Origin of the sequence: Halobellus captivus (genome assembly GCF_007655485.1) — an archaeon.
Taxonomy (GTDB): domain Archaea; phylum Halobacteriota; class Halobacteria; order Halobacteriales; family Haloferacaceae; genus Haloquadratum; species Haloquadratum captivum.
Map to the genome: position 1 here is coordinate 1,065,224 of NZ_VJXQ01000001.1, position 24,218 is coordinate 1,089,441.

Annotated in this window: 25 protein-coding genes and 4 tRNA genes; 14 read left to right on the top strand and 15 right to left on the bottom strand. The window is 65.5% G+C overall.

Annotation, left to right across the window (positions count from 1 at the left end; translation table 11 throughout):
* Positions 1-15: 15 nt before the first annotated feature.
* The 5 genes from FJT57_RS05220 to FJT57_RS05240 all read right to left on the bottom strand — a co-directional run bounded on the left by FJT57_RS05220 (position 16) and on the right by FJT57_RS05240 (position 2,330).
* Positions 16-774, bottom strand: coding sequence for a proteasome assembly chaperone family protein (locus tag FJT57_RS05220; protein WP_144902374.1), 759 nt, complete (start codon positions 772-774; stop codon positions 16-18).
* A 4-nt stretch (positions 775-778) separates the two neighbouring features.
* Positions 779-961: an RNA-protein complex protein Nop10 gene (locus tag FJT57_RS05225; RefSeq protein ID WP_144902377.1), complete on the bottom strand. Its 183-nt coding sequence runs from the start codon at positions 959-961 to the stop codon at positions 779-781.
* 71 nt (positions 962-1,032) lie between these two features.
* Positions 1,033-1,836, bottom strand: a complete 804-nt coding sequence (locus FJT57_RS05230; RefSeq protein ID WP_144902380.1) for a translation initiation factor IF-2 subunit alpha — start codon at positions 1,834-1,836, stop codon at positions 1,033-1,035.
* Positions 1,837-1,860: 24 nt separating this feature from the next.
* Positions 1,861-2,046 (bottom strand): 30S ribosomal protein S27e, encoded by a 186-nt coding sequence (locus FJT57_RS05235; RefSeq protein ID WP_144902383.1) that lies wholly within the window; start codon positions 2,044-2,046, stop codon positions 1,861-1,863.
* A gap of 2 nt (positions 2,047-2,048) precedes the next feature.
* Entirely contained in the window at positions 2,049-2,330 is a 282-nt protein-coding gene (locus FJT57_RS05240) for a 50S ribosomal protein L44e (RefSeq protein ID WP_144902386.1), read from the bottom strand.
* A 206-nt stretch (positions 2,331-2,536) separates the two neighbouring features.
* Between FJT57_RS05240 and FJT57_RS05245 the strand changes: the two genes are divergently transcribed.
* Positions 2,537-2,794 carry an HAH_0734 family protein gene (locus FJT57_RS05245; protein ID WP_144902389.1) on the top strand — a complete coding sequence of 86 codons (258 nt, stop codon included), beginning with the start codon at positions 2,537-2,539 and terminating at the stop codon, positions 2,792-2,794.
* Positions 2,795-2,817: 23 nt separating this feature from the next.
* Here FJT57_RS05245 and FJT57_RS05250 read toward each other — a convergent pair whose 3' ends face one another.
* Positions 2,818-5,286: a DUF2298 domain-containing protein gene (locus FJT57_RS05250; RefSeq protein ID WP_144902392.1), complete on the bottom strand. Its 2,469-nt coding sequence runs from the start codon at positions 5,284-5,286 to the stop codon at positions 2,818-2,820.
* Positions 5,287-5,420: 134 nt separating this feature from the next.
* Between FJT57_RS05250 and FJT57_RS05255 the strand changes: the two genes are divergently transcribed.
* From FJT57_RS05255 to FJT57_RS05265, 3 genes are all read left to right on the top strand, one after another.
* Positions 5,421-6,233, top strand: coding sequence for a glycosyltransferase (locus FJT57_RS05255; RefSeq protein ID WP_144902395.1), 813 nt, complete (start codon positions 5,421-5,423; stop codon positions 6,231-6,233).
* On the top strand, positions 6,234-6,683 hold the full coding sequence (locus FJT57_RS05260) for a GtrA family protein (RefSeq protein ID WP_144902398.1): 450 nt from the start codon (positions 6,234-6,236) through the stop codon (positions 6,681-6,683). It abuts the gene before it with no gap.
* A 69-nt stretch (positions 6,684-6,752) separates the two neighbouring features.
* Positions 6,753-6,827, top strand: a tRNA-Met gene (locus tag FJT57_RS05265).
* 276 nt (positions 6,828-7,103) lie between these two features.
* Here the strand turns inward: FJT57_RS05265 and FJT57_RS05270 are convergent.
* From FJT57_RS05270 to FJT57_RS05290, 5 genes are all read right to left on the bottom strand, one after another.
* Entirely contained in the window at positions 7,104-7,514 is a 411-nt protein-coding gene (locus FJT57_RS05270; protein WP_144902401.1) for a Rieske (2Fe-2S) protein, read from the bottom strand.
* Between the two features lie 39 nt (positions 7,515-7,553).
* On the bottom strand, positions 7,554-8,447 hold the full coding sequence (locus FJT57_RS05275; RefSeq protein WP_144902405.1) for an aminotransferase class IV: 894 nt from the start codon (positions 8,445-8,447) through the stop codon (positions 7,554-7,556).
* A 33-nt stretch (positions 8,448-8,480) separates the two neighbouring features.
* Entirely contained in the window at positions 8,481-9,395 is a 915-nt protein-coding gene (locus FJT57_RS05280) for a helix-hairpin-helix domain-containing protein (protein WP_144902408.1), read from the bottom strand.
* 78 nt (positions 9,396-9,473) lie between these two features.
* On the bottom strand, positions 9,474-9,965 hold the full coding sequence (locus tag FJT57_RS05285; protein WP_144902411.1) for a DUF5790 family protein: 492 nt from the start codon (positions 9,963-9,965) through the stop codon (positions 9,474-9,476).
* Positions 9,966-10,070: 105 nt separating this feature from the next.
* Positions 10,071-10,415: a dihydroneopterin aldolase family protein gene (locus FJT57_RS05290; protein WP_144902413.1), complete on the bottom strand. Its 345-nt coding sequence runs from the start codon at positions 10,413-10,415 to the stop codon at positions 10,071-10,073.
* A gap of 143 nt (positions 10,416-10,558) precedes the next feature.
* Here FJT57_RS05290 and azf point away from each other — a divergent pair, with 143 nt between their 5' ends.
* Positions 10,559-11,347 (top strand): NAD-dependent glucose-6-phosphate dehydrogenase Azf, encoded by a 789-nt coding sequence (azf, locus tag FJT57_RS05295; RefSeq protein WP_144902416.1) that lies wholly within the window; start codon positions 10,559-10,561, stop codon positions 11,345-11,347.
* Between the two features lie 68 nt (positions 11,348-11,415).
* Here the strand turns inward: azf and FJT57_RS05300 are convergent, their stop codons facing one another.
* Positions 11,416-12,051, bottom strand: a complete 636-nt coding sequence (locus FJT57_RS05300; protein ID WP_144902419.1) for a DUF309 domain-containing protein — start codon at positions 12,049-12,051, stop codon at positions 11,416-11,418.
* A 192-nt stretch (positions 12,052-12,243) separates the two neighbouring features.
* On the opposite strand from FJT57_RS05300, the gene FJT57_RS05305 reads away from it, so the two are divergent.
* On the top strand, positions 12,244-12,471 hold the full coding sequence (locus FJT57_RS05305; RefSeq protein WP_144902422.1) for a DUF7564 family protein: 228 nt from the start codon (positions 12,244-12,246) through the stop codon (positions 12,469-12,471).
* An 80-nt stretch (positions 12,472-12,551) separates the two neighbouring features.
* On the opposite strand, the gene FJT57_RS05310 is transcribed toward FJT57_RS05305, so the two are convergent.
* Positions 12,552-13,562: a YeiH family protein gene (locus tag FJT57_RS05310; protein ID WP_144902425.1), complete on the bottom strand. Its 1,011-nt coding sequence runs from the start codon at positions 13,560-13,562 to the stop codon at positions 12,552-12,554.
* A 515-nt stretch (positions 13,563-14,077) separates the two neighbouring features.
* Positions 14,078-14,150 (bottom strand) — tRNA-Arg (locus FJT57_RS05315).
* A 362-nt stretch (positions 14,151-14,512) separates the two neighbouring features.
* Here FJT57_RS05315 and FJT57_RS05320 point away from each other — a divergent pair.
* The 5 genes from FJT57_RS05320 to FJT57_RS05340 all read left to right on the top strand — a co-directional run bounded on the left by FJT57_RS05320 (position 14,513) and on the right by FJT57_RS05340 (position 19,495).
* On the top strand, positions 14,513-15,817 hold the full coding sequence (locus tag FJT57_RS05320) for a dicarboxylate/amino acid:cation symporter (RefSeq protein ID WP_144902428.1): 1,305 nt from the start codon (positions 14,513-14,515) through the stop codon (positions 15,815-15,817).
* A gap of 176 nt (positions 15,818-15,993) precedes the next feature.
* On the top strand, positions 15,994-16,515 hold the full coding sequence (locus tag FJT57_RS05325) for a hypothetical protein (RefSeq protein ID WP_144902431.1): 522 nt from the start codon (positions 15,994-15,996) through the stop codon (positions 16,513-16,515).
* Between the two features lie 255 nt (positions 16,516-16,770).
* Positions 16,771-17,910 (top strand): OB-fold nucleic acid binding domain-containing protein, encoded by a 1,140-nt coding sequence (locus tag FJT57_RS05330; RefSeq protein WP_144902434.1) that lies wholly within the window; start codon positions 16,771-16,773, stop codon positions 17,908-17,910.
* A gap of 136 nt (positions 17,911-18,046) precedes the next feature.
* A complete protein-coding gene (locus FJT57_RS05335) occupies positions 18,047-18,478 on the top strand; it encodes a histone family protein (protein WP_144902436.1) in 432 nt (143 codons plus the stop codon).
* A complete protein-coding gene (locus FJT57_RS05340; protein WP_144902439.1) occupies positions 18,479-19,495 on the top strand; it encodes a histone deacetylase family protein in 1,017 nt (338 codons plus the stop codon).
* A 47-nt stretch (positions 19,496-19,542) separates the two neighbouring features.
* Here FJT57_RS05340 and cca read toward each other — a convergent pair whose 3' ends face one another.
* Complete coding sequence (gene cca / locus FJT57_RS05345; protein ID WP_144902619.1) at positions 19,543-21,012, bottom strand: CCA tRNA nucleotidyltransferase; 1,470 nt, start codon at positions 21,010-21,012, stop codon at positions 19,543-19,545.
* Positions 21,013-21,191: 179 nt separating this feature from the next.
* Between cca and FJT57_RS05350 the strand changes: the two genes are divergently transcribed.
* The 3 genes from FJT57_RS05350 to FJT57_RS05360 all read left to right on the top strand — a co-directional run bounded on the left by FJT57_RS05350 (position 21,192) and on the right by FJT57_RS05360 (position 24,203).
* A tRNA-Asn gene (locus tag FJT57_RS05350) sits at positions 21,192-21,264 on the top strand.
* Positions 21,265-21,380: 116 nt separating this feature from the next.
* Positions 21,381-21,455 (top strand) — tRNA-Ile (locus FJT57_RS05355).
* A 1,389-nt stretch (positions 21,456-22,844) separates the two neighbouring features.
* Positions 22,845-24,203 carry a hypothetical protein gene (locus FJT57_RS05360; protein ID WP_144902442.1) on the top strand — a complete coding sequence of 453 codons (1,359 nt, stop codon included), beginning with the start codon at positions 22,845-22,847 and terminating at the stop codon, positions 24,201-24,203.
* Positions 24,204-24,218: the final 15 nt, after the last annotated feature.

A 24,218-nucleotide genomic window follows, 5' to 3' on the forward strand; every position in this document is an offset into this window, starting at 1 on the left:
GAAATATCGAAATCGTCAGCCGATATACCGCAGGTCGTCGTCGGTCGGCATCCCCTGCTGTTGGTTCTGCATCTCCTGGATCTTCTCTGCGACCTCCTTCATCTCCTCGGCGCGCTCCTCGAGAGAGTCGTAGTCGACCTCGAATCCGACGACGGTTTCGAGGACTTCCAGGACTGCCTGCGCGCTCGTGGGATCGACGAGATAGCCGCTCGTCTCGCCCATCAGACAGGCGGCGGAGAGGCCGCGACGACCGCCGAGGCCCAGGAGGAGCCCGCTGACGCCGACGATGCCGCCCGCGGGTTCGCCCTCGCGGAACTCCACGCCCGCGTCTTCGAGCGCGTCGATCCCCCCCGCGTCGGCGACCGCGCCGAGCACGTCGGGTTCGTCGACGAGTTCGCCCGTGGGGACGCCGCCGAGCGCGTAGGCCGCGTCGATGTCGAACGATTCGGCGAGGTCGAGAAAGGCGTCCGTGATGTGGTAGTGCCCCGAGTGCGACTGCGCCTGGTGATCGCCGGTCAGCACGAGGAGGTCGCGCTCGCCAGCATCGACGGCGTGGAACTCCGCGCTCGCCAGGGAGGCGACGCCGTCGTCGTCGATGGCGACCTGCGGGGGGAACTCGTCGGCGTACACGCGCGCGACCAGCTCGGAGTCGAATTCCTCGAGGAGGTGCTCGGCGGCCAACTTCCCGACGTGACCGACGCCGGGGAGCCCCTCGATGAGCACCGGATCGCGGAGCGTCGGCTCTGCGAGCGTCTCGATCTCGATATGGTCCATACCCTCACTCGCGGCCGCGGCGTTTAAGAGCGCGTCGGTACTCGCCGTAGGCGTCCTCGGGGTCGAAGGGTGCGGGCGTGGAGTTTTCGGTGTCGCCGCCGCACTCCGGGCAGGTCGACGAGAGCGTGTACACCGGTCGGTCGTGGACGTCGCGCCAACGCGCACAGACTCGGATATCGGATTTCACGGTCGATTGCGGATGTTGCGGATGTTGCGAATGTTTCGGATGCGTAGAATGCTCGTAGTCGAATCGGAGAGTTATTCGTCGTCTTCGTGACGCTCGCGGTGGTACTCAGCGCTGCCGCCAACCGCCGAGATGGAATCACTCGCGCGACCTGCGGCCTCTTCGAGGGCATCCTCCGCAGTCTTGTAGTCGGGCGCGCGGACCTTGATCCGGTACTCCGGTGAGCCGACGTAGGTGACCTCCAGATCGATCTCTTCGGGGATGTCGTTCTCGTCACCCTCGGCCGCCTGCAGCGCCTCCTTGATCCGGTCGACGCCGTCGCCGGTCGGACAGCGGAGGTCGACGTAGCCCGTGACGTTCACGTACGGAACCGAGACGTTTTCCCGCGCGGTCTGGACGATAGCCTCGATCTCTTCCTCGTCGAGGTCGACGTCTTCGAGCGCATCCGCGCCGTGGATTGCCGCGGCCTCGAAACTGTCGTAGAGCGACTCGAACTCCGCGAGGAGCGCGTTGGCGATCTCGCGGTATCGCTCGTCCGCGAGGTCCTCGCCGAAGGCGACTTCCATCCAGTTGTCGGCCTTCTGCTCGTTCTTCCACTCCTGGATCTTGTCCTTGCGCTGGTGCTCGTTGACGTCTTTGATCGAGAGATCGATCTGCTGGGACCCCTCGTCGACGTCGAGCACCTTCGCCACGACGGTCTGCCCCACGCGGACGTGGTCGCGGACGTTCTTGATCCAGCCGCTGGCGACCTCGCTGATGTGACAGAGGCCGCGTTTGTCTTGGTACTCGTCGAGGTCGACGAAGACCCCGAAGTCCGTGATCTCGTCGACCTCGCCGACGACGAGCTCACCTGATTCAGGCCAACCGCTGTACTTCATATATTGAACCCTCCAAACGGAGACTTACGCCTCGGCCGAGCGTCGCTCGACCGTTTCGACGACCTCGCCGTGAATCTCGGCGTCGCCGCCGGTCGGCGTCGCGAGCGTGGTGCCGCACACGGCGCAGTTGACTGTCGTCGAGGCCTTCCCGAAGACGACCTGTTCGTTGTCGCAGTCCGGACACTGAACGCGGTAGAAGTTTCCTGCCATCGTTACTCCTGGAACGTGAGGCGGCCCGCGCGCCATCCTTCTCGCATATGCGCCTTACCGCAGTCCGAGCAGATGTACTTCAGGTGCGTCTTCTTCGTGGGCTTGTCGCCACCGGGCACCTTCGAGAACTTCCCGGCGTTCCCGATGACCGCCTTGTTGCGGCGGGTCTGTCGGGCGTTCCACTTCATTCCCGTCGAGCGGCCCGACCGGACCTTCTCGACCTCGTGCTCGTGATGCCCGTCGCAGTTCGGGCAGTACGTGTTGAATCGGCGTGGCATTTCCATAGATATCGACCTTGTGCCTGTTTCGACATCGCCAGTTAAAACCCGTTTGGTTCGGATCGACGCCGCCGACCGCGTTCCCCCGGCCTCGGGCCTGTGGTGCGGGTTCGTGTCACACACGTCGGGTGCCCACCGCGCTCGAATTCGAGACGCGCACCCGTCGAGCCGTCTCCGAAGCGATTAAGCCCCGACTGAGCAAACGGGCTCGTATGAAGAAGGTCATCATCCGCGGGGATCCCGGCATCGGACGCGGCGCGACCATCGAAGTCGACGGCGAAGAAGTGATCTGCTTCGGCATCGACCGCCAGAGCGACTACCACGGTGCCGATCGACCGCAGCTGTGGTGCACCGTCGGCACCGAGGACGAACGCGAGACGTTCGAGAAACGAGAGTTCGTCCCCCACTTCCTCGACGTCGTCGCCGTCGACGCCGAGGCCGTGACCGTCGTCGAAGAGCGCGGCGCGTAGCGTCCCGATCGTACGAACTGATTTTAGTCGGCGTCGAGCGCGTCGAGATCGACCTCGTAGATCGTCACGTCGCCGGACCGGTGAGCGACCGAGATCGCCTCGGATCCGAACGACACCGAGCCGTAGCGGGCGCGCTCGTTCGGCCCGACCCAGACGTATCGCACCTCGTACTCGGCGAGCAGCGCCGCCCGTTCCGACTCCGATCCCGCGTACATCGCGTCGACGTCGCGAACGCGCTCCGCGTACGCCGTCTCGCCGCGGTAGCCGATCTCGTGTTGCCACCCGGCGACGGTCGGCACGCCCGTGAGGCTCGACGCGGGATTGGCGTGCCAACTGTACATCGCCCGCGGCCGCTCGTCGCCAGCGGCGTACCCGAGCGTCCCCGGCGCTTCGAGCATCGTCGGCTGACCGGCCCTATCGTCGATCCACACGATGGCCGCCGCCTGCTCGGGGTGGTCGGTCCCGACGAACTGCGTCGCGTCCAGTGTCGGGCCGCCAGCGGGGCGCTGCTCGAAGTGGGCACCGAGCGCGAGCACGCCGTAAACGCTCGTCGACGCGACGAGCGCGAGCGCGAGCGCGACGACGGCGATGACGCGGAGCGTGTCGGTAGTCGAGCGACCTTCCTGAGCAGTATCAGAATCGGAGCCCCTCCGGACGGCGACGCGGGACGCCGTATCGAGAACCAACCCCGACAGCGCCGCGCCCATCGCCGTGCCCCAGAACACCCACACCTGCGAGTACGTCTTGAACACGGTGTTCATCCGGCCCGGTCCGGCCTGCTCGTTGACGTACACCAGTTCGACGATTGTGACCAATCCGGCTCCGGCGACGACGAGGACGGCCTCGTAGCCGACCGACTCCGCGGTTCGGAGCCCGACCCACGCGAGGACGAGAAGCGGCACCGACACCGCGAGCGCGGCGAAGCCGATCTGTACCCCCACGACCGCGGCGACGACGACGCCAGCGAGGAGGACCCACGGTCGATCGATACGGAGCCTCGTGAGAAGGTACCCGCCGAGACCGACGACGAACGCGCCGTGGACGAAAAGCAGCGCGCCGAGCCCGCTACGCATCTCCGGCCCGAGGAGGTCGAGCGAGCGCTCGCCCCCGCCCGCGGCCGCGCCGAGGAGGAACGGCGAGGCGAGGACGGCGGCGACGGCGGCCGCGACGCCCGCGACGACGAGCGAGGCGGCGAGGCGGTCGATCTCGCTTCGCGCTCCGAGGGTTCCGAGTCGCCGTCGACTACCGGCCGAATTCGGCAGCCACGAGCGCGACAGAGACGACCGCGGCAGCAGCGACCACGCGTCGGCGCGCGCGAACAGCGCGGCCAACCAGCCGAGCGCGAGCACGCTCGGAAAGCTCCACGTGCTCTGGACGGCCTGCCACGCGCCGAGAACCGGAATCGCCGCGAAGAGGAGGGCGCGTCGCCGTCGGAGCTCGGACTCCGGCGTTCGGTAGTACGCGTACCCGACCGCCGCCGCCAACAGAAGCGTCGGCGTGCCCATCATGTGCGCGTGGAGGTCACCGTTGAGCCACGCGAAGAGCGGGAACTCGTTGATCGTCCCCGAAATCACCCGGGAAGCGTCCCAGTAGCTGAACGACGCGGTTCCGCCGAGGAGTCCCTCGACGGTGTAGTCCGTCCGCCCCGCGACGAACTCCGCGGTCCTCCGGCGAAGCGGTTCCGGAAGCCGACCCACCAGGAGCCGACCGGCGGTGACGAGATTGCTCGCCAAGCCGACGAAGAAAACCGCGAGCGCGCCCGCGACGCGCCGTCGGAGCTTCGGATCGGCGAATCGTCCTCGAAAGTCACCGAGGCGTCCTTCTTCCAGATCGGAAGGTCGTCCACCGGCGGATCGAACCCGATCCGCATCGATCGCGCCCGCCAGCTCGAACGCCGCGGTGACGAGCGAGGCGTAGAACCCCGCGAGCGCGAGGTTGTACGCGAATTTCGGCGGCGTCGCCGTCAGCCAACCGAGCAGCGTCGCCGTCAGGTGGCCGCCGTAGTAGTACTTCACCGGTTCGTTCGCGAACCAGAAGTCCTCCGGCGGCAGGACCGGCGATCTGGCGAGCGTCTTCAGTAGGCCGAAGTCGAGGAACTTCTCCCCCCCGCCGGGATGGACGGCCGGATCGACCGCGCGGATCGCGACGAGGAGCGCGAACGAGAGCAGAAAGACCGCGGCCGCGTCGGTCGCGGCGTCGACGTCCATATCGACCGCGAGATGTACCTTACCCTCCCGGAGCGCGTCGAAATCCAGCCCGGCGAGCACGCTGGCGGACAGGAGCGTCAGAACCCCCCCGAAGAGCGCGATCGGCCCCCAGGTCACCTGGCCGATCCAGTAGGCGGGGAGACTGAGGACGACGAGCGATGCAGGGATGGCGAGGCCCGCACCCCGGCCGGTGCTCCGCGGAAGCAACCGGGCGACCAGCGGCATTCCCAGTGCGAAGAGGGCGAAATAGAGGACCAGCCAGCGGGCGGCGAGGGCGTACTCCATTCTTCGTGTTGACCGACCGAGAGCCCGAGACATACCTTTTGTGATGCGCCGAACGGCCGTTCGGACGCCCGCCCGCGGCGCGATACCGATCGGTAGCGGTTCGTTTTTCACGCAGAAGCGGGTATCCAGTGGTGATGAATCGTCCCGTCGGGATCGTCGTCCCCGCCTACCGGCCCGATCCCGAACGTCTCGGCGGCTACCTCCACGCGCTCGCAGAACGGCTCGACCCGGCGGTGATCCGCGTCGAACTCGACGCCCCGCAGTCGGAGCTCCGCGAGCGACTCGGTGAGCTACCCGACTGCGTCGAGATCGCCACCGCCGCTGCGCGGCGCGGGAAGGGGACGGCGATCACCGCCGGGTTCGAGGCGCTCGCCGACGACGTGGCGGTTCTGGCCTTCGCCGACGCCGACGGCAGCACGCCCGCGGCGTCGTTCGCGTCCGTCGTCGACGCCGTTGTTTCGGGCGATGCGGACCTCGCGACGGGTTCGCGTCGACACCCAAACGCAGACGTGGCGTCGCACCAGACCTTCGCGCGCCGCCGACTCGGCGACGGGTTCGCGTGGCTGGCCCGGCGCTTCCTCGATGAACAGCTCTACGACTACCAGTGCGGCGCGAAGGCGCTCACGGTCGAGGCGTGGCGCGGCATCCGGACGCACCTCTACGAACCGGGATTCGCCTGGGACATCGAACTCGTCGCCGTCGCTGGCGCGCTCGACTGCCGGATCGCGGAGATACCAGTCCGCTGGGAGGATCGCCCCGGATCGACCGTTTCGACCGTGGGAACGACCCTTCGGCTCGCGCGCGCGCTGCTGACTTCGCGTCACCGAGCGCGACTGATCCGCGAGGACCGCGTCCACGAACTGCTCGACGCTCGCAGCGGGAACGAACCGTCGCTCGTCGATCGGCTCGCGGCGATGGAGACGTCGGACGCCGTCGAGGCCGACTGAATGGTCCGCGAAACGGTCAACGCGCTGGCCTCGGGCGTCCGGTTCGGGAAGTTCGCCTCCGTCGGCGCGATCGGTGCCGTCTTCGATATGACCACCACGACGGCGCTCATCGTCGGCTTCGGCGTCCTCGGCGAGTACGCGAAGCTCGTCGGCGCGGAGGTCGCGATCGTGGTGATGTTCGCGATCAACGAGCGCTGGACGTTTTCGGAGCTGGGCAAACCGGGGCGTATTCCGACGCTGAAGCGGTTTCTGCGTTCGAACCTCGTCCGCAGCGGCGGGCTCGCGGTCCAGTTTCTGATCGTCCGCGGACTCCGCCAACTCGACGTTTCAGTCCACCTGTTCGGCTTCGACCTCTGGCAGTTGATTCCGATCCCGATCGCGATCGGCGCGTCGATGTTCCTGAACTACGTCGCAGAGAGCCTGCTCACCTGGCGCGTCACCCGATCCTGACCGAGTGGGAAATTGCCACACTGCGGGCGAAACACAATCCTTAACCGTCACCCCAGGCTTCGTTTTGGTAGCGGGATGGGATAGCCAGGAGATTCCGCCGGGCTCATAACCCGGAGATCGGTAGTTCAAATCTACCTCCCGCTATGTTCTTACTGAACTCACATCACGAGGCGTCGTGTCGCCGAGCGAGCCGTGGGTTCGGTAGCATAGCGACGGGGAGATTTGAATGAGGGAGCGTCGTGAACGGAGTGAGCAGAGAGACCGTCGTTCAACTCTACCTCCGCTACTTCTCAAATATTCACCTTCAAAACGGCTCGTTTGACCGTTGAGGACCGAATTTTCGAGATAGGTGACAACAAATGTGCCGAGGAGCGCAGCGAGCAACGATGAGAAACCGGTAGCAACAGTTCCGAACCGCGCTCAAAAATCGATGCGACCGCCCGAGGAGAGGTCTCGCTCCTCGGAGAGCCCCTCCGCTGCCGAATCCCACTCGTCGTCGGTGAGATACACCGCGCCGTTTTCGACGGTCACCGCGAAGGTGTCGAGGACGGCCCCCTCGCACGGTCCGAAGTCGCAGACGCCGCTTTCCCTCTCGAAGGTCGCGCCGTGTTTCTGGCAGACGATCTCACCGTTTCTGACGAGCGCGCTCGATCCCTTATCGAGTCTGACGTCCCGCCAGTGCGGACAGTAGTTCGTGAACGCAGCGACACTGCCGTCGTCGAGACGCGTGAGCAGCCCCTCGGTCGTCTCGAATCCGGACTTCGCGGTGAACACGACCGTCTCCTCTGCGGTGACCTCGTCTGCCGCGACGATGCGACGCTCCTCGTTCATAGCCCGCGTTCGCGGTCGGCCCGTTCAAGCGTGACGGTTTCAGGGCGCATCTGTGTCCCCGTCAGCGGCGTAGTGCGCCTCCACGCGCTCGTCGTACAGTCGCTGGACGAGCGTCGTCAGCGGACCGCCGCCGACGTCGATACCGTCGACCGTCTCGACGGGCCGCACCTCCCACGTCGTGTTCGTCACGAACGCCTCCGCGGCCCCGCGGAGGTCCTCGGGCGTGAACGCGCCTTCCCGGATTGAAACCCCTTCCGAGCGGGCGATATCGAGGACTTCCGCGCGAGTGATTCCCGGCAGGACGGGGCCGTCGAGGCTCGGAGTGCAGAGCGCCCCGCCGTCGACGAAAAAGAGGTTGCTCGTCGCCCCTTCCGTGAGATTGCCGTCACCGTCGAGCATCACCGCCTCGTCGGCGTCGGAAACGCGGAGTTCGAGCCGCGCGAGAATCCCGTTCAGGTAGTTGTGCGTCTTCGCGCGAGCGGGGAGCGCCTCGTCGGGGATCCGCCGCGTTCGCACCGTTTGCAGTGTCGCCGGACCGTCCCAGATCGGCGCTCCCTCGACGCCGCCGCGCGGGAGCGGTTTCACCTGCACGACGACCGTCGGATCGACCTCCTGCTCCGGCGTCAGCTTCCCGGGCTGGACGCCGCGCGTGATCGAGAGCTTCACGTACGCGTCGTCGAGGCCGTTGGCGGCCAGCGTCTCGTCGACGCGTCGCTTCAGATCAGCGTCCGAGAGCCCGTGTTCGAGTGAGATCGCCTCTGCAGACCCGGCCAGACGTTCGGCGTGGCCCTCCCAGCAGAACACGTCGCCGCCGTAGGCGCGAAGCGTCTCGAAGACCGCGTCGCCGTACATAAACCCGCGGTCCCGAACGCTCACGGTCGCCGAGTCGGCGGGAACCAGTTCGCCGTCGACGTGGTACTGCAGGTCGGTCATCCGGTCGCCTCGCCCAAGTTCGCGCGCCGAGGGCTATTCCTCGCGTGCACGGTCGATCCACGCGGCGACCCGCTTCTCGGAGACCTCGATCTCCGCGGCGACCTCCTCGGCGTCGGCCGCCGCGAGGTCGGCAACGGACTCGACCCCGACGCCTTCGAGCCGTTCGGCGTACGCCGGACCGATTCCCTTCAGCGTCTCCACCGATGGGGAGTCACCGTCAGAATCCGTCTCTCCTGCCTCGTCGACCTCCGCTTCTTCTGTCTCGTCGCTCTCTTCCTCGGATTCTGCGTCCGCTTCTTCGACCTCGTCGCTCTCTTCCTCGGATTCTGCGTCCGCTTCTTCGACCTCGCCGCTGTCTTCCTCGGCGTCCGCAGCCGAGCCCTCGCTATCGGAGGCAGCGTCGTCCTCCGGCGCCTCCGTCGAGGTGACGGCTTCCGCCGGTTCCTTCCCGGTCTCCTCGTCGACGAGAGTCCCCGTCGACGCCGCGGCGTCGGTTTCGGCGGCCGCCGCGTCCTCGGGCGTCTCGGCAGCGTCCGGGTCGGGGTCGGCCACTTCCTCACCCTCACCGGACGTCTCGACGACTTCGGCCGGTTCTTTGCCCTCCGCTTCGTCAACCAGGGTTTCGGTCGACGCCGCGGCGTCAGTCCCGGCGGCGGCGGCGTCCTCCGACGAATCAGCGGTGTCCGCATCCTCGTCTTCGGCTCCCTCGTCGGCCGACTCCGTCCCCTTGACCGCCGCTTCGGTCGACGCGTCCACCGCGTCGCGGTCGTCGCGCGTTTCTCGCTCGACAGATACGGTACCGTCCGATGTTGACGGCGCGTCCGCCGGGTCCGATGCTGTCGTTGAATCCGCCGTCGTCGATTCCGTCGACGCCGAGGCCGACTCGTCGGTGCGTCCGCCGCCGACGAGCGAACGTAGCGACGACAGGATCGTATCGAAGATGCTCATCGCGTCGATGGTATGTCCGTCGACTATTTAAAAGCCGTTCCGTCGGACGGTTCTGCGGCCGCAAAGCTGTTGGGTCGACTACGTGTCGTCCGACGAATCGTCGTCTCCGTCGTCGCTCCCGGCCTCTGCATCGGCGTCCTCCTCCGAGGACTCGTCGCCGTCGCCACCGCCGTCGGCGTCGGCCGCCTCCTGAAGCTGGCTCCGTAGCTGCGGCATCGTTCCCGTGAGGTCGCCGACGAGTTCCTCGGCGTCCTCGATCGACGCGAGCAGCTCCTCGACGGCCTCGACGTCCGCCTCTAGCGAATCGGGGTCGTCGAAGGCGTCCGCCCGTTGGCCGACGATGAACGTCTTCTTCGCCTGTCGGAGGTGCTCCTCGGCGTCACCGACGTTAAGCGCCGATTTGAGCGCGTTCAGGACGCCCAGGACGTTGTCCGCCTCCGCGTCCCACACGTCGTCTGACGCGGGTAACGCGGCCCGCGCGTCGGCGAGGTGGCTCTCGACCTCCTCGCGCATCTCCGCAGCAGCCTCTCCGAACAGGTCGTCATCCGCGAGTGTGCTCTGGCTACTCATACCAGCCGATTCGACGCCGGAGAGGTTAAAAACACGCCCGAAAGTGAAAGTGAAATTCGCTGCTTCGGCCCGGCTGGCCCGCGTTCGACGTTCCGCGCTACCGTATCACTCCTCGACGGCGACGAGTTTCATAAGCGGGTAGTCGCCCGCCATCTCCATCCGCGTTCGAACCGTCACGCCCTCGTATTCGATCAGCATCTCGACGTCGAGAAATCGGCCGGTGAGTTCGGTGTATTCGGCCGATTGAGACGCCAGTTCGTCGGCGATTCGGTCGGTCCTGACGTCGACGGCGACGTCGACGCAGTACGGCTGATTCTCGATCGCTTCCTCCATCGCTCGACCGAGGCTGGCGGCGCTGTCGGGGCTCACGGGCGTCCCCGCGAACTGGTGATAGAGCGATCCGAACTTGATTCCGGCCTCGAAGCAGGCCCGTTCCGCGTCAGTCGGCATACTCGATCCACGACCCCCCGGGCAAAGGGCGTGTCGTCGTGGGGTGACCGCGGCCATCGCGACGGAGATCGAATACCTGTCACTCTGCCATCACCGGTGCAAATCGGACGTTTCTTGGCGTCGCTTCACGGATGGCAGGATGAATGGACGAGCCGGTTCTCCTGACAGGGGCGGGCGGACGCGTCGGGCAGGCGATCCTGCGCCACCTCGGCGAGACGTTCGAGTGGCGGTTACTCGACCGGGAGCCGCTACCAGCCGCGAAGATCCCGACCGGCGTCGACGACGATGACGTCGTTATCGCGGACGTGACCGACGACGACGCGGTCCGCGAGGCGCTCGACGGCTGCGCCGCGGTGATCCACCTGGCGGGCGATCCGCGCCCCGAAGCGCCGTGGGACAGCGTCCTGCAGAACAACATCGACGGGACGCAGACGATGTACGAGGCGGCCGTCGAAACCGGCGTCGGGAAGTTCGTGTTCGCCTCCTCGAACCACGCGGTCGGCGCGTACGAGACCGACGCGCGAACGCCGGAGATGTACCGTCCCCACGACGAGTTTCGGCTCGACGGGACGGAGCTACCGCGTCCGAGCAACCTCTACGGCGTGAGCAAGGCGACCGGCGAAGTGCTGGGCCGGTACTACCACGACCACCACGACCTCTCGGTCGTGAATGTCAGAATCGGCAACCTCACCGAGGGGCATCCGCCGATCGACTACGAGCGCGGGCAGGCGATGTGGCTCTCCTACCGCGACTGCGCGCACCTGTTCGAGCGCTGCGTGCTGGCCGATTACGGGTACGAGATCGTTTACGGCATCTCCGACAACGATCGAAAGTACTACTCGATCGACCGCGCCCGCGAGGTGCTCGGCTACGAGCCAAGGGACAACTCCGCGGAGTGGGACGGCGACGCGCGGGTCGACGGCATCGACTGAGGCGGATTCGAAGGCGGGCGAAACCGGGGTTCACTCGCGCAATTCGGGCGAGTGGTTCGTTCGATTACTCAGTCGAACAGGTCCGAGACGTCCGATTCTTTGCCCCTTCGACGTTCGACGTGCCCCCGCAATCTGTCGTACACGAGCGATCGACGCTCCCGGTCGCCGGCGAAGTCGAACAGCATCCCGACGAACCCGCGGCTGCGATCAGACGGGACAGACGCCGACGGAGCGCCGTCCAACTCCTCGCGAGCGTACCGAACGGCGTCGTCGACGATCACCTCGTCGAACGCCGCGTACTCGGCAGCGAGGACGGTCACCGCGCTCGCGACCTCCTCGAACGACAGGTCCGCGGGCTTCAGCGCGTCTCCCGCGTACCGCAGCGCGGGCGGACGACGACGCTCAGCGAGTTCGGGGTCGGCGGCGAGTCGGCGGAGGTACGCCCGCACGTCGTCAACGTTCACGCTCCTGTCGTCGACGTCGGCCAAATACCTCTCGGCGCTCCCGGCGAGCCCGCGTGCCCCGCTCCAGTTCCGGGTTCGGGCGTGGTGCACCGCCGCGGCGTACTGGATGAGCCCGTGAAGGAGTCGTTCGTCGGACGTGCCGTCGTCGAGCGCGAGCCACGGCTCCTCCCAGGCGTCGTGGGCGGCGTGGTGATCGCCCGCGTTGAACATCGCGACACCGGTCCGGAGCGCGTGCTGCACGGTCGAACTTGTCGATGCACGAGTAAATAGCCGACGCTCCCAGTACGTACGACACCCTCAGTGGTGAGCGTACAACACTCCCGCCAGTGGTGAGCGTGCCACCTCCATCGGTGACGAACTTATCCGCCTGGGGTGCGTTCAATCGAGTGAACGCCCGATGAACGCTATCCCTGCACTCTCCGCTCGGATCCGATGACCCGAACGCACGTGACCTGTCTCGACTGCGGGACCGAGTTCGTCCGTCCGAACGGCTACGACGGCAACTACTGCCCGTCGTGTCACGAATCGTGGACGGCCGAGGAGACGCCGGAACCGAGCACCGAGTCGGAGCCCCGGCGGCTCCGCCGCGGCGCAATCCCCTCCGTTCGACGACTCGACGAGGGAGACGCAGACGCGCCGTCGCGGTACGACGAGGAGTGACGCGGCCGAAACGGAGACGGGGGCACACCGACCGGAAAAACAGCCGACGACGCGTTTGCCGGAAAGAAGCCGACCACGCGTTAGCCGAACACGAGCATCGACGAGAGGAGCGACAGCACACTCACCGTGAGGAGCGCGGTCAGAACGACCAGTAGCGGTTCGATCCCGGTGTTTCGCATACTCTCGATCTCGATGCTCGTTCCCAAGCCGACGAACGCGACGAGAAACAGCCACTGGTATCCCCGTTCGAGCAGCGCGACGTCCGTCGGTGAGAACACTCCGAGGCTGGCGGCCCCGGCGACGAGAACGAACCCGAGGACGAACGCGGGGAACTGCTCCCAGAGGTGCCGCAACTCGGCTCTCGTACTCGAATCCCCATCGCTTTCCCGCCGAGCGTAATAGAACGCGTACAGGACCGCAACGACGCCGATAAACACGTTCCGGCCGAGTTTCGTGACCGTAGCCCACTGGCCCGCCTGCTCCGAGTAGGCGAATCCGGCGGCGACGACCGGGCCCGTACTGATCATACTGATTCCGGACCAGACGCCGAAGACGATATCCGGGAGGTCGAGCAGACGACCGATCACCGGATAGACCGCCAGCGTCGCCGCATCGAAGAGGAGGATCGTCGCCACCGCGTAGGCGATCTCGTCGCTCCGCGCACGGACGCCGCTCGAAACGGCGACGACTGCCGAAACGCCACAGACGGCGTAGCCAGCGGCCAACAACGATCCCAGTCGATCCGGAACGTCAAACACCCCGCGAGCGACGAACTCCACGGCCAGGAGACTGAATCCGAGAAATCCGACGATCAGCACCAGGAGCATCGGGCCGACCGCGAGCAGCTGATTGACGGCGACACGAGCGCCCATCAACACGATGCCGACTTCCAACCAGCGGTTGTGCGTCGCGACACCGGGCGCTGCCCACTCGGGTACGCCGACGACGTTGGCGAGGACGACACCCACCGCGACTGCCAGAATCAGCCTGTTGACGCCGAGCACGCTCGTCGAAAGGAGGTGGGCGATGCCGCCTCCGAGGAGGATAACGGCGATACCGGGGAGCAAGCGCGAGACGTCTCGTGTGATCATCAAAGGGAGTTGTTGTGTGCAGTTGGGTCAGGTACGTATGAATCACAGCAGTCGCGACCGAAGTCTTGCGACCGATTCGGGGCCACCGTGACCTGCTCTCGGTTGCGGCGTAGTGGGATCCGACATAACTCGCTCGTGGTCGTAGAGAGTCCCAGTTATCTGAAATACCTAGCGACACGCTCCGATGATCGAGTCGGCGTCAACCGATCTGGTGCGCGGAGCGTGTCGCGGAATCGACGAGGACTCGCTCCGCTCGTCGTGTTGGATATAGAAACGTCCTGACGGAGTTCCACGCGAGCGAACGCGAGCGTGGAGCAAGTCAGGTCGCGAACGGGGCGAGAGCTCCGCTCTCGCTGGAAACCGGCGGCGTCGCCGCCGGTGACGAAGTGAGCGTCCTGACGGAGATTTGAACTCACTCGCAAATCGAAGATTTGCTCGCTGCTCAAATCTCCGCGGCGTCCGTTTCCTGCAGCACAGACTCCTCGCACCGCTCGTCGTGTTGTGCTGCAGAGAAACGTCCTGACGGAGATTTGAACTCCGGTCCCTGGCTCCGCAAGCCAAGAGGATAGTCCACTACCCTACCAGGACTCATCTCTCCGTACTGCGGGTTGACTTATGAGGGTTACGATGCGGCGAGCCCTCGACACCAGTGCACACGGCGGACACTGGGCTCAGACGGGCATAGACGAACAGTCGTCGCCCGCAGACCGGAACGCGTCGAGCGCGGGACCCGGCAATAACGCCCGCTACGACGGAGATCCGGTTTCCACACAGACGGGCAGCGAATCCGCTGAGAACAACGTACCCATTTTGGGAGAGATTACAGCGACAGCCATCACCGAAGAAAAAGCGGGTGGCGTCGAACGTTCAGTGGGTTTACCGCGTCAGCGTAGGTTACAGATGCTGTCATAACGGGTGATACTTTAGGCGTCGGTCTATTTCGCTCACGTATGGCACATCCCGTTAGTACGCTCTGGGGACGGTACAGGTCCGTACCGCTCATCTATCGGATCTTCGTCGCGTTCGTCCTCGGATCCGCCGCCGGAATCGCCTTCGGGGAGCAGATGGCCGTCGTCGCACCGCTGGGCGATCTGTTCCTCCGCCTGCTCAATATGCTCGTCATCCCGATCATCGTCTTCACGTTGCTCACCGGGATTCGACGGCTGTCGCCCGCCCGGCTCGGGCGAATCGGCGGGGCGACCGTCCTGTTGTACGCCGTTACGACCACGATCGCGGGCATCATCGGGCTCGCCGTCGCGAACGTCCTCCAGCCGGGACGCGGCGTCGAACTGATCGGCGGCGAGGCCCAGTCGCAGTCTCCGCCGACGTTAACGGAGGTCGTGCTCGGCATCGTCCCGAGCAACCCCGTGTCGGCGATGGCCGACGGGAACCTGCTGGCGACCGTGTTCTTCGTGATCGTCTTCGGGATCGCGCTCACCTACGTCCGCGCGCAGAAGGAGGCGCTCGCAGACAGCGTCGATTCCGTGTTCGAGGCGTTCGAGGTCGGCGCGGAGGCGATGTTCGTCGTCGTCCGGGGCGTACTCGAATACGGCGTGATCGGCGTCTTCGCGCTGATGGCGTCCGGAATCGGGACCGAGGGAATCGGCGTGTTCACCTCTCTCGGCGCGCTCGTGTTGGCGGTCGCGGCCGCGGTCGTCATCCACATCTCCGTGACCTATCTGTTCCTCCTGATGGGCGTCGTCGCGGGCGTCTCGCCGATCGCGTTCCTCGCGGGCGCGAAGGACGCGATGCTGACCGCGTTCGCGACGCGCTCCTCCAGCGGCACGCTGCCGGTGACGATGCGGAACGCCGACGAGGATCTCCGGATCAAAGAGCACGTCTACTCCTTCGCGCTCCCGGTCGGCGCGACGGCGAACATGGACGGCGCGGCGATCCGGCAGGCGATCACGGTGATGTTCGCCGCGAACGTCGTCGGCCAGCCGCTCGTGCTCACCGAGCAGGTGTTCGTCCTCCTCGTCGCCGTCCTCATCAGCATCGGCACTGCTGGCGTTCCCGGCGCGGGCATCGTGATGCTCACGGTCATCCTGACGCAGGTCGGTCTCCCGCTGGAGGTCGTCGGCTTCGTGGCCGGTGTCGACCCGATTCTGGGCCGCATCGCAACGATGAACAACGTCACGGGCGACCTCGCAGTCTCGACCGTCGTCGGCAAGTGGAACGACGCGATCGACCTCGACGACGGCGTCTGGGCGCAGAGCAGAAACCGACTCGAGAAGGTCGTCCCCGGCGGCGACTGATCGCCGCGCGGACGATACGCGACTGGTCGCCGCGCCACGCGCCGATCACGGCGCATCGTCGATTAGCACCTCTCGCGACAGTCCCCGACCGGATGTTCAGGCACCGACGCTCCGAGAGACAAGGAGGCGTTTGATCCTTCGCTAGCTCTTTTGAGGCGTCCGGCGTACCCCGAGGTATGCAGCGACGAACCGTCCTGTCCGGTCTCGCGATCGCCCTCCCCACTGCACTCTCCGGTTGTACCGGAAGCTCCGGACCCGGCGAACCAGACGGTACAGATGATCCCGACGCACCGGAAGACACAGAGACCCCGGGCGAGACAGAGACCCCGGGAGACGATCAGACGGTGACGCCCGGTCGAATCTCCGCGAGTCTCACGCCGCGCGAGGAGTGCCCGGACCCGGGAAACGGGACCGTGAGCTTCGGCAACGGCTCTATTTCCGTCGTCGGCTGCGTCGTCGGCAACAACGGCTGCAACGTCGTGCGGTTGCAGGAAACCGACTACGAGGCGGAAACGGGTGAGGTGACCGTCGTCGTCGCCGCGGTCGAGGAGCGGGCGGAGGACGAAGCCTGCACAGAAGCGCTCGTGAACCTCGGTTACGAGGTCGCGGTCGAAACCGACGGAACCGCCGTCACGAGCGTTCGAGTCGTTCACGACGACGTCGACGGTCGTCGGACGGTCGCCGACGTAACGAAGTGACGACGAACGTTCTTATACGAGGCCGACACCACACCTCGCGTGCCACGAATCGACGGCGGAGCCGACACACCGAGGCGTCCCGACGCCCCCGAATCGGGCGCGGAAACGTCCCGCGAGAGTCGAATCGAAGTCACCGACAAGACAACGCTTAAGCGGCGTCCTGCCTTGGCTGTGGATATGTCTGTGGCCGGAGCCGCTCGAACCGCGGGTTTCGCGCTCGACCCTGCGGGTCGTCACCGAGGAGGTACCGCGTAGATGGGCGCGATAGAAGACGTGTACGAGGATCTCGACACCGACGTCGACTTCGAGGAGTTCGAGGCCGCCGTCGAGGACAAGGTCGAGCAGATGGGCGGCCTCGCCGACGAGGAGACCGCGGCGATGCTCATCGCCCACGAGCTCCGCGACGAGGAGGTCGAGGGCATCGCCGACGTCGCACCCGGGATGAACGACGTGAAGTTCCTCGCGAAAGTGATGAAGATCGGCGACCTCCGAACTTTCGAACGCGACGGCGAAGACGAGGACGGGAAGGTCATCAACGTCGACGTCGCCGACGAGTCCGGGCGAATCCGGATCACGATGTGGGACGGGATGGCCGAGGACGCCGTCGAGCGACTCGAAACGGGACAGGTGCTCCGCGTGGCCGGACGGCCGAAAGACGGCTACAACGGGATCGAAGTCGACGTCGACAAGGTCGAGCCCGCGCCGGACGCCGAGGTCGACGTGCAGACCCACGATTCCTATCGTGTAGAGGATCTCGCACTCGGCCTCTCCGACGTGAATCTGAAGGGCCGGGTGCTCAGCACCGACACCGTGCGGACGTTCGACCGCGACGACGGCTCCGAGGGGCAAGTGCGAAACGTGCGCGTGAAAGACGAGACGGGCGACATCCGCGTGGCGCTGTGGGGCGAGAAGGCCGACCTCGACATCGATCTCGCGGACTACGTCGTCTTCACCGACGTCGAAGTCCAGGACGGGTGGCAGGACGACCTCGAAGCCTCCGCGGGATGGCAGTCGACGGTGAGCGTGATGGACGACGCGCCCGAAAATGCCGCCGACACCGAGACCGAGGCGGCGCAGTCGACCGGGCTGGGCGCCTTCGAGTCCAGTGGTTCCGAGACCGGAACACCGGCGGCATCGACTTCCGACGCGGCCTCCAGCGGCGGCTCAGCGACGGCCGCCGTCGCGGAGCGACCGGAGGAGTCCGACGGTCCCGCCGAAACCGAGACGTTCACCGGGACGGTCGTTCAGGCGGGGAATCCGGTCGTGCTCGACGACGGCAGCGAGACCCGGAGCGTCAAGACCGACGAGTCCCTCCGCCTCGGCGAGAAAGTGACCGTGAGCGGGACGCTCAGCGACGGGACGATCGCGGCCGAGGACGTCGAGCGGCCCAACTGAAAACGACAACAGCACCCAGAGCGCACAGAACTGCAGCGGCGACGGGGGCCGAGCGGCTGCACTGTCGATTGCGGCGAACAACGCGTAGAGACGCTACGGAAAGGATTATACGCGGGTCGAACAGGATATAGTGGTAATGAGTGTCGAGTTGCCGTTCGCCCCCGTGGATGCGATCATTCGACGGAGAGCTGGCGACCTCCGGGTGAGTTCCGGAGCCGCCGAGGAACTCGCTCGCCGCGTTCAAGCGCACGGGGCGGCGCTCGCCGTCGACGCCGCCGAGCGGGCGGCCCGCGACAATCGAAAGACGCTGATGGCCGAGGACTTCGACGTCCACCAGGTCGTGAGCCGTCGGGACCTCGAACTGCCGATCGCGCCGATCGACCGCATCGCCCGCCTCGAGATCGACGACCGCTACCGCGTCTCGATGGACGCGCGGATCGCGCTGGCGGACATCCTCGAGGACTACGCCGACAACGTCGCGAGCGCGGCCGCGACGCTGGCTCGACACGCCGACCGACGCACCGTCCAAGCAGAAGACATCGAGACGTACTTCTCCCTCTTCGAGTAGATGCACTTCGGCTACAGCGAGACCTGCCTCGCACACGACACCGGCGATCGGCACCCCGAGACGGCCGACCGCCTGCGGGCCATCCGCCGCGCGCTCGCGAAGCGGCACGGCGTCTCCTACGTCGAGGCCGACCCCGCGGGCGAGGACGCGGTCGCGGCCGTCCACGACGCCGACTACGTCGAGGAGGTCCGCGCGTTCTGTCGAGACGGCGGCGGCAACTGGGACCCCGACACCGTCGCGTCCGAGGAGACGTGGGAAGCCGCGACCGCCTCGGCGGGGCTCGCACAGTGGGCCGCACAGCAGGCCGCCGCCGGTGCGAGCGGCCGCGAGACGCCCTTTTCGATCGGTCGTCCGCCGGGACACCACGCCGTCGCCGACGACGCGATGGGCTTTTGTTTCATCAACAACGCCGCCGTCGCCGCCCAGTCGGTCCTCGACGACCCCGACGCCGACGTCGAGCGCGCGGTCATCTTCGACTGGGACGTCCACCACGGTAACGGCACGCAGGACATCTTCTACGACCAGGGCGACGTCCTCTACGCGTCGACCCACGAGGACGGACTCTACCCCGGCACCGGCGAGATCGAAGAGACCGGGGAAGGCGAGGGGGAGGGGACGACGCTAAACATTCCGCTGGCCGCGGGCGCTGGCGACGAGGAGTACCTGTTCGCCGTCGAAGAGGCGCTCGCTCCCGTCGTCGAGCGGTTCGACCCGGACCTCTTCATCGTCAGTGCGGGCTTCGACGCGCACCGACACGACCCGATCTCGCGGATGCGCGTCTCGACGGAAGGCTACGCGCTCCTCACGGACCGCGTACGGTCGATCGCAGGCGACGTCGACGCGGGCATCGCGTTCGTGCTCGAAGGCGGATACGGGCTCGACACGCTCTCTGAGGGCGTCGCCACCGTCCACGAGACGTTCGACGGTCGGACGCCGATGGAGCCCGGCGGACAGCCGGACGAGCAGACCGAAGAGCTCGTCGAGGACGTTCGAGAGGCGCACGGGCTCGACGACTGATGAGTGAGATTCGCTTCGCGACGCCGATATCGTCCCGAGACGGCGCACTACGGTTGCGGATCGAAGTAGTCCGCTAGCTCGGTGCCGAACTCCTCGCACAGCGCGGCGACCTCGTCGCCGACGAGGACGTCGTAGTCGGCTTCGAGCGCGGTTTCGATCCGGGCCCCGAGGCCGACCGAGAACAACTCCGCAGAGCGGAGCAGTTCCACGGCGTCGGTGAATGGTCGGTCACGCTCGACGACGTACCGATCGCCGTGGACGAACGGGCCGTAGCTTTTGGGCGGTATGTCGTTATTCTCCGTCGAGGCGTCGTCGTGGTTCTTCGACGGTGAGTCCCCTCCGTTCTCGACAGCATTCGCCGCCGAATCGGCGTACGCCGCGTAGAAGCCCTCGGCGTGTCGACGGACGTGCACCGGCGGGCCGTCGTGGCGCTCGATCGACGGGAGCGTCCGATGAGCCAGTTCGACGAACAGGACGGCGCGCCCGTCGCCCCGGTCGACGCTGTCGGTCGAATCAGCGGCGGCGTACATCGCGCGGATCGGCTCGAACCCGCGCCGATCGAGTTCGTCGCGGACGCCCGACAGCGATTTCCGGAGCTGCGGGTACAGCTGATCGTCGACGAGGTCCGGCGCGTCGAAGACGACCGCGACGGGCGTCGTCCCGCGACGTTCGAGATGAGCTCTCACGTCGGCGGGCTCGATCGACTCGGGCGTTTGCGACTCGAAGAGTTCCTCGCGCGGGGTCGAGAGGAACTCACGGGCGTAGTGCTGGAGGCGCGCGAGATTCTCCGCGGAGCAGACCGCCGCGACGTTTCGCGCCGGATCCGTGGGATCGACCATCACGAGCGGGTCGTCGTGCGATCTCGTCCCGTGGTTTTCGGGGTCGAAGACGACCGGAGGGTGCCAGTCGGCCGCGGCCGAAAGCAGCGTCGCGACGTCGCCGTATTCGAGAACGAGCAGTTCCGAGAGGTAGCCCGAGAACCCCTGCGTTCGGAGGTTGCTGCCGTAAACGCCGATCCCCTTCAGGAACTGCTTGAACACGCGCATCTCGCCCGCGAGGTCGTCGTCGACGCGTTCGCGCAGGTAGGCGTTGTGGTGCGGCGTCCGGTCGACCGCCGATTGGAGTGACGACCCGTCGCCGACGTCGTAGCAGGGGACGAGATCGACGTCGAAGCCCTCGAACTCGCCCGTGACGTATGGGTGTTCGGCGTACTCCTCGTGGCCGTCGGGGAGCACCGCGTTGCCGATTTCGAGGCCGTAGCGCTCCAGTGTGTCGCGATCGAGGTCCGCGGGGAAACGAACGAAGAGGTCGATGTCGCGATCGCCAGCGAGCCACGTCCTCCGCGCCGTCGATCCGACCTGAACGACGTCGGCGTCGAGACCGCGCTCGGCGATCTCGGCCTCGATCCGCGCGGTGAGTTCGGCCACCGCCTCGCGCATCGCATCGCGTTCGTCGGCGTCGGGAGTGACGCGCTCGCGGACCCGCTCGATCACCTGGCGTCGCTCGTCGTCGGCCATCGTTGTCACGGCTTCGGGAGGCCCCGGCGAAAGGGTATCGATGCGGGTCGCCGCGTGGCGAACGCTCACTCGTTCACGCTCCGCGGCGGTGTGGCCGGAGCGCCGACACCGCGCGTCCGTGCGGTGAAAACGAAAGCCCTATCATACTACCTCGGTGTATTTTCGTGTGCGGACAGAGAGCCGTCGTAGCTCAGGTGGTAGAGCACCTCGCTGTTAACGAGGTGGTCCCAGGTTCGAGCCCTGGCGACGGCGTCACTTCCTCTCGACGCTGTGTTCGAAGCGACGGCGCCGTCCGAGCGACTGCGCCGACGCAGTCGTCGTCGATAACGACAACGTCTAAGAGGGAGACCGCGGAACCGTAGACTGTCGGGCCCTTAGCTCAGTCTGGTCAGAGCGCTCGGCTCATAACCGGGTGGTCATGGGTTCGAACCCCATAGGGCCCATGTACTAAACCCCCGTTTCCTACCCGTTTGGGAAACAGGGCATAGGCGGCATCTAACACGCGTATTCTCCGTTTCAGCTACCCCCGTAAACCCCCCTTCTGAAACGAATGTCAACTGCTCGGCACCCGCGGGTCTCCGCTGTCCGTCGAAAAGGCAACTCGAAACCGCGGCTGAGGGAATATCCGCCGGTAGGCTGCGTTCGAGCCTCTGGTTAGGCTGGTCATCTGGTCCGGCTCCAAATTCCTCAGCCCGTATATCACGGGTTGCCCACCCCTCTACCTACCTACCCCTATTCAGTGAGTGGGGTAGTCTGCGCGCGCGCCGAAGGGCCCCCTCGCGGGGTCCGGAGTCGCGCGCTTCATCAAACGATGCAGCCTCTCGACGTTCTCACCGAACCGAGACCGTCCGCCGGAGGTGGCTCCGGTGAATTTCAAGCGTCTCAGTTCGGGATACATCCGGTACGGTTGCCGGAGTTGCAGAGACGGCTGTATTGCCTCCCGAGAACAGCCACACGCGCGGTATCGAGAGTGCCAAACCTGTCACTCGGTCCCCGTTCCTGACCGTGGTGATCCGATCGACAACCTTCATACAGGCCTGATCTGGGCTGCTGAGGCGTTACTTCGTGACCTGAATCTTCCCTCGCAAGCGGCGGAACGGTCCCTTTCCACGGAGGCTCGAAGTCTTGCACTTCGAAGAACTCTCTCGCGGGATCCGGAGTCGCGCCCTCTATCAACCGATGCAGCTCCTCGACGGTCTCACCGAACCGATCGCAGGAGGCGGTCCCTGTGACAGAGGATCTTCCGCTCTCAGGGTACATTCAGTACTATTGTGTCATCTGCCACGAGGGATGTATCAATCACCTCTCACAGTCGCGCACTCGCTACCGTGAGTGTGAATCTTGTCACTCAGTACCAACACTCGACCGCCGACCTGTCGACCGATTACTTCCTAATCTCTGGTGGGCAGTTCACGCTCTACAGAGTGAGTTAGACCTTCCACCGCAAGCGGCGGAGCGGCCCCCTCACATGGGGGCCCGGAGCCGCGCACGCCGCCGACCGGCGGGAGGCGGCAAACGAGAGGCGGAGCGGGGCGGTGCTGCCGCTGCTAATCCTGTGGGGTCATCCAGTGACTGATTCGATCAGTCCGCTCTCGGAGCGATTGCTACCTCTCTAGACCTTTCTCTCTATGAGTACCTCCGCTTCCATCTCCGACGGATGTAACACATCCCCCATACGGGACTACCTACTCGGAGAGTTGGAAGCAGAGGGATTACTCGGCCGCGGTCAATTGCTCGATGGATCGTACACTGAACGCGACCAGGACCGCGCGCGTCTCCTTCAACTCGTCGCCGAACGTCCAGAGGGCATCCTACGCTCTAAACTCGTCCACGTGGGTCTGTACGGCCTCAGGGTCTACGGAAAGGAGCCGTGGCGCAACAAGGTTGGTTTTGATGACCTCGACTGGTACAACGCTGAGGAGCGCCACGATGCCGCTCTAGATCGAATTGCCGAACGAGGAGCGGCTGAGGAAGAGATCGACGGAAGTGATTCAGAATACCAGTTTGCTTACAGATTCACGAAAAAGGCTGAAGCCGCCGGATTCGTCCGTCTCGAAAGCTCTGGTGGGTCGACCTCCGTCCACCCGACACTGCGGCTTCTTGACTTGATTTCATCAGGCATTAGTGAAACAGAGAGCCCCGAAGACGGGACCCTCTCTGATCGTAATTTCGTCCGTCGAATGCTCGAATCGGTCGAATCCCACCTTTCAGACGCTCAGAAGTCCGCTGCTGCTGAGGGACTTCTTCGTTACATTCGGCGCATCGACGACTACAGACTGGCTTTCGACGTACACGTTCGCTCTCGGAAAGGCACCGAAACCCGGCGGATGACGAAGGAGTACAAAACCCGCTTCAATTCCGAAGATCGTCACGGCCGCTCTTTCGCTCGCCTACAAGATGCGCTCGACGCGCGCGCCGAGCCGGGCGCGACCGCGGCGTTCGCGACGCTTACCACAGATCCGAAGCTAAACGATTCCCTGCTTGATTCGACGCAGAACATCAATCCGAACTTTCACCGGCTCCAGCAGTACCTTTCCTCGGATCCGTCGACGAAGGTCGACACGCGAGAAGCCGGTGTATCTGGCTGGCGTCCCGATCTCGATGGGAAGGTGACCGGCCGCCCTCGTCGAACACTCGACTACGTGAAAGTCCTCGAATTCGCATCTGGAGGCTTGCCACACCTCCATACCCTCTATTTCAATCCTCCACGGCGCGAGTCGGACGGAATGCCGTGGCTGATCGACAAAGGAGAGCTGTCTCAGAAGTGGTCAGACTACGGTCAGGGCTCGATCGTCGACGTTCGACCGCTGGTGTTCCGCGACGATCTCCGCCCGGCCGGTGACCCAGATGATCCCGAAGAGAACGGCGTGCTCGATCTCGTTCCCTTTGTTGGTTCGTCCCTCGACGATCTCGGCGCGTCGACGTTCGTTCAAGAATGCACGGAAGACACGATTCTGAACTGGTACCGACAAGAGCACGATCTCGACGGCGTGCGGTTCAACTCCTCTGAGGGATGGGTCGACTGGTACCGCTACGGAAATAACGATCTGTCCCGTGACGAAGCCGCAGAACGAGCCGGACAGCACGATCTCGTCAATATGGAAGGCGACGACGAAATTATCTTTCAGAAAACCGCGGGCTCGTACCTTGGCAAGTACCTGAGTGCAACCTACGGGGTCGTGTTTAGTTAAGGATGAAGAGTGAGG

Coding starts and splice junctions, on each gene's coding strand:
- FJT57_RS05220 (WP_144902374.1), bottom strand. CDS start 774: ATGGACCATATCGAGATCGAGACGCTCGCAGAGCCGACGCTCCGCGAT.
- FJT57_RS05230 (WP_144902380.1), bottom strand. CDS start 1,836: ATGAAGTACAGCGGTTGGCCTGAATCAGGTGAGCTCGTCGTCGGCGAG.
- FJT57_RS05235 (WP_144902383.1), bottom strand. CDS start 2,046: ATGGCAGGAAACTTCTACCGCGTTCAGTGTCCGGACTGCGACAACGAA.
- FJT57_RS05240 (WP_144902386.1), bottom strand. CDS start 2,330: ATGGAAATGCCACGCCGATTCAACACGTACTGCCCGAACTGCGACGGG.
- FJT57_RS05245 (WP_144902389.1), top strand. CDS start 2,537: ATGAAGAAGGTCATCATCCGCGGGGATCCCGGCATCGGACGCGGCGCG.
- FJT57_RS05250 (WP_144902392.1), bottom strand. CDS start 5,286: ATGGAGTACGCCCTCGCCGCCCGCTGGCTGGTCCTCTATTTCGCCCTC.
- FJT57_RS05255 (WP_144902395.1), top strand. CDS start 5,421: ATGAATCGTCCCGTCGGGATCGTCGTCCCCGCCTACCGGCCCGATCCC.
- FJT57_RS05260 (WP_144902398.1), top strand. CDS start 6,234: ATGGTCCGCGAAACGGTCAACGCGCTGGCCTCGGGCGTCCGGTTCGGG.
- FJT57_RS05270 (WP_144902401.1), bottom strand. CDS start 7,514: ATGAACGAGGAGCGTCGCATCGTCGCGGCAGACGAGGTCACCGCAGAG.
- FJT57_RS05275 (WP_144902405.1), bottom strand. CDS start 8,447: ATGACCGACCTGCAGTACCACGTCGACGGCGAACTGGTTCCCGCCGAC.
- FJT57_RS05280 (WP_144902408.1), bottom strand. CDS start 9,395: ATGAGCATCTTCGATACGATCCTGTCGTCGCTACGTTCGCTCGTCGGC.
- FJT57_RS05285 (WP_144902411.1), bottom strand. CDS start 9,965: ATGAGTAGCCAGAGCACACTCGCGGATGACGACCTGTTCGGAGAGGCT.
- FJT57_RS05290 (WP_144902413.1), bottom strand. CDS start 10,415: ATGCCGACTGACGCGGAACGGGCCTGCTTCGAGGCCGGAATCAAGTTC.
- azf (WP_144902416.1), top strand. CDS start 10,559: ATGGACGAGCCGGTTCTCCTGACAGGGGCGGGCGGACGCGTCGGGCAG.
- FJT57_RS05305 (WP_144902422.1), top strand. CDS start 12,244: ATGACCCGAACGCACGTGACCTGTCTCGACTGCGGGACCGAGTTCGTC.
- FJT57_RS05310 (WP_144902425.1), bottom strand. CDS start 13,562: ATGATCACACGAGACGTCTCGCGCTTGCTCCCCGGTATCGCCGTTATC.
- FJT57_RS05320 (WP_144902428.1), top strand. CDS start 14,513: ATGGCACATCCCGTTAGTACGCTCTGGGGACGGTACAGGTCCGTACCG.
- FJT57_RS05325 (WP_144902431.1), top strand. CDS start 15,994: ATGCAGCGACGAACCGTCCTGTCCGGTCTCGCGATCGCCCTCCCCACT.
- FJT57_RS05330 (WP_144902434.1), top strand. CDS start 16,771: ATGGGCGCGATAGAAGACGTGTACGAGGATCTCGACACCGACGTCGAC.
- FJT57_RS05335 (WP_144902436.1), top strand. CDS start 18,047: ATGAGTGTCGAGTTGCCGTTCGCCCCCGTGGATGCGATCATTCGACGG.
- FJT57_RS05340 (WP_144902439.1), top strand. CDS start 18,479: ATGCACTTCGGCTACAGCGAGACCTGCCTCGCACACGACACCGGCGAT.
- cca (WP_144902619.1), bottom strand. CDS start 21,012: ATGGCCGACGACGAGCGACGCCAGGTGATCGAGCGGGTCCGCGAGCGC.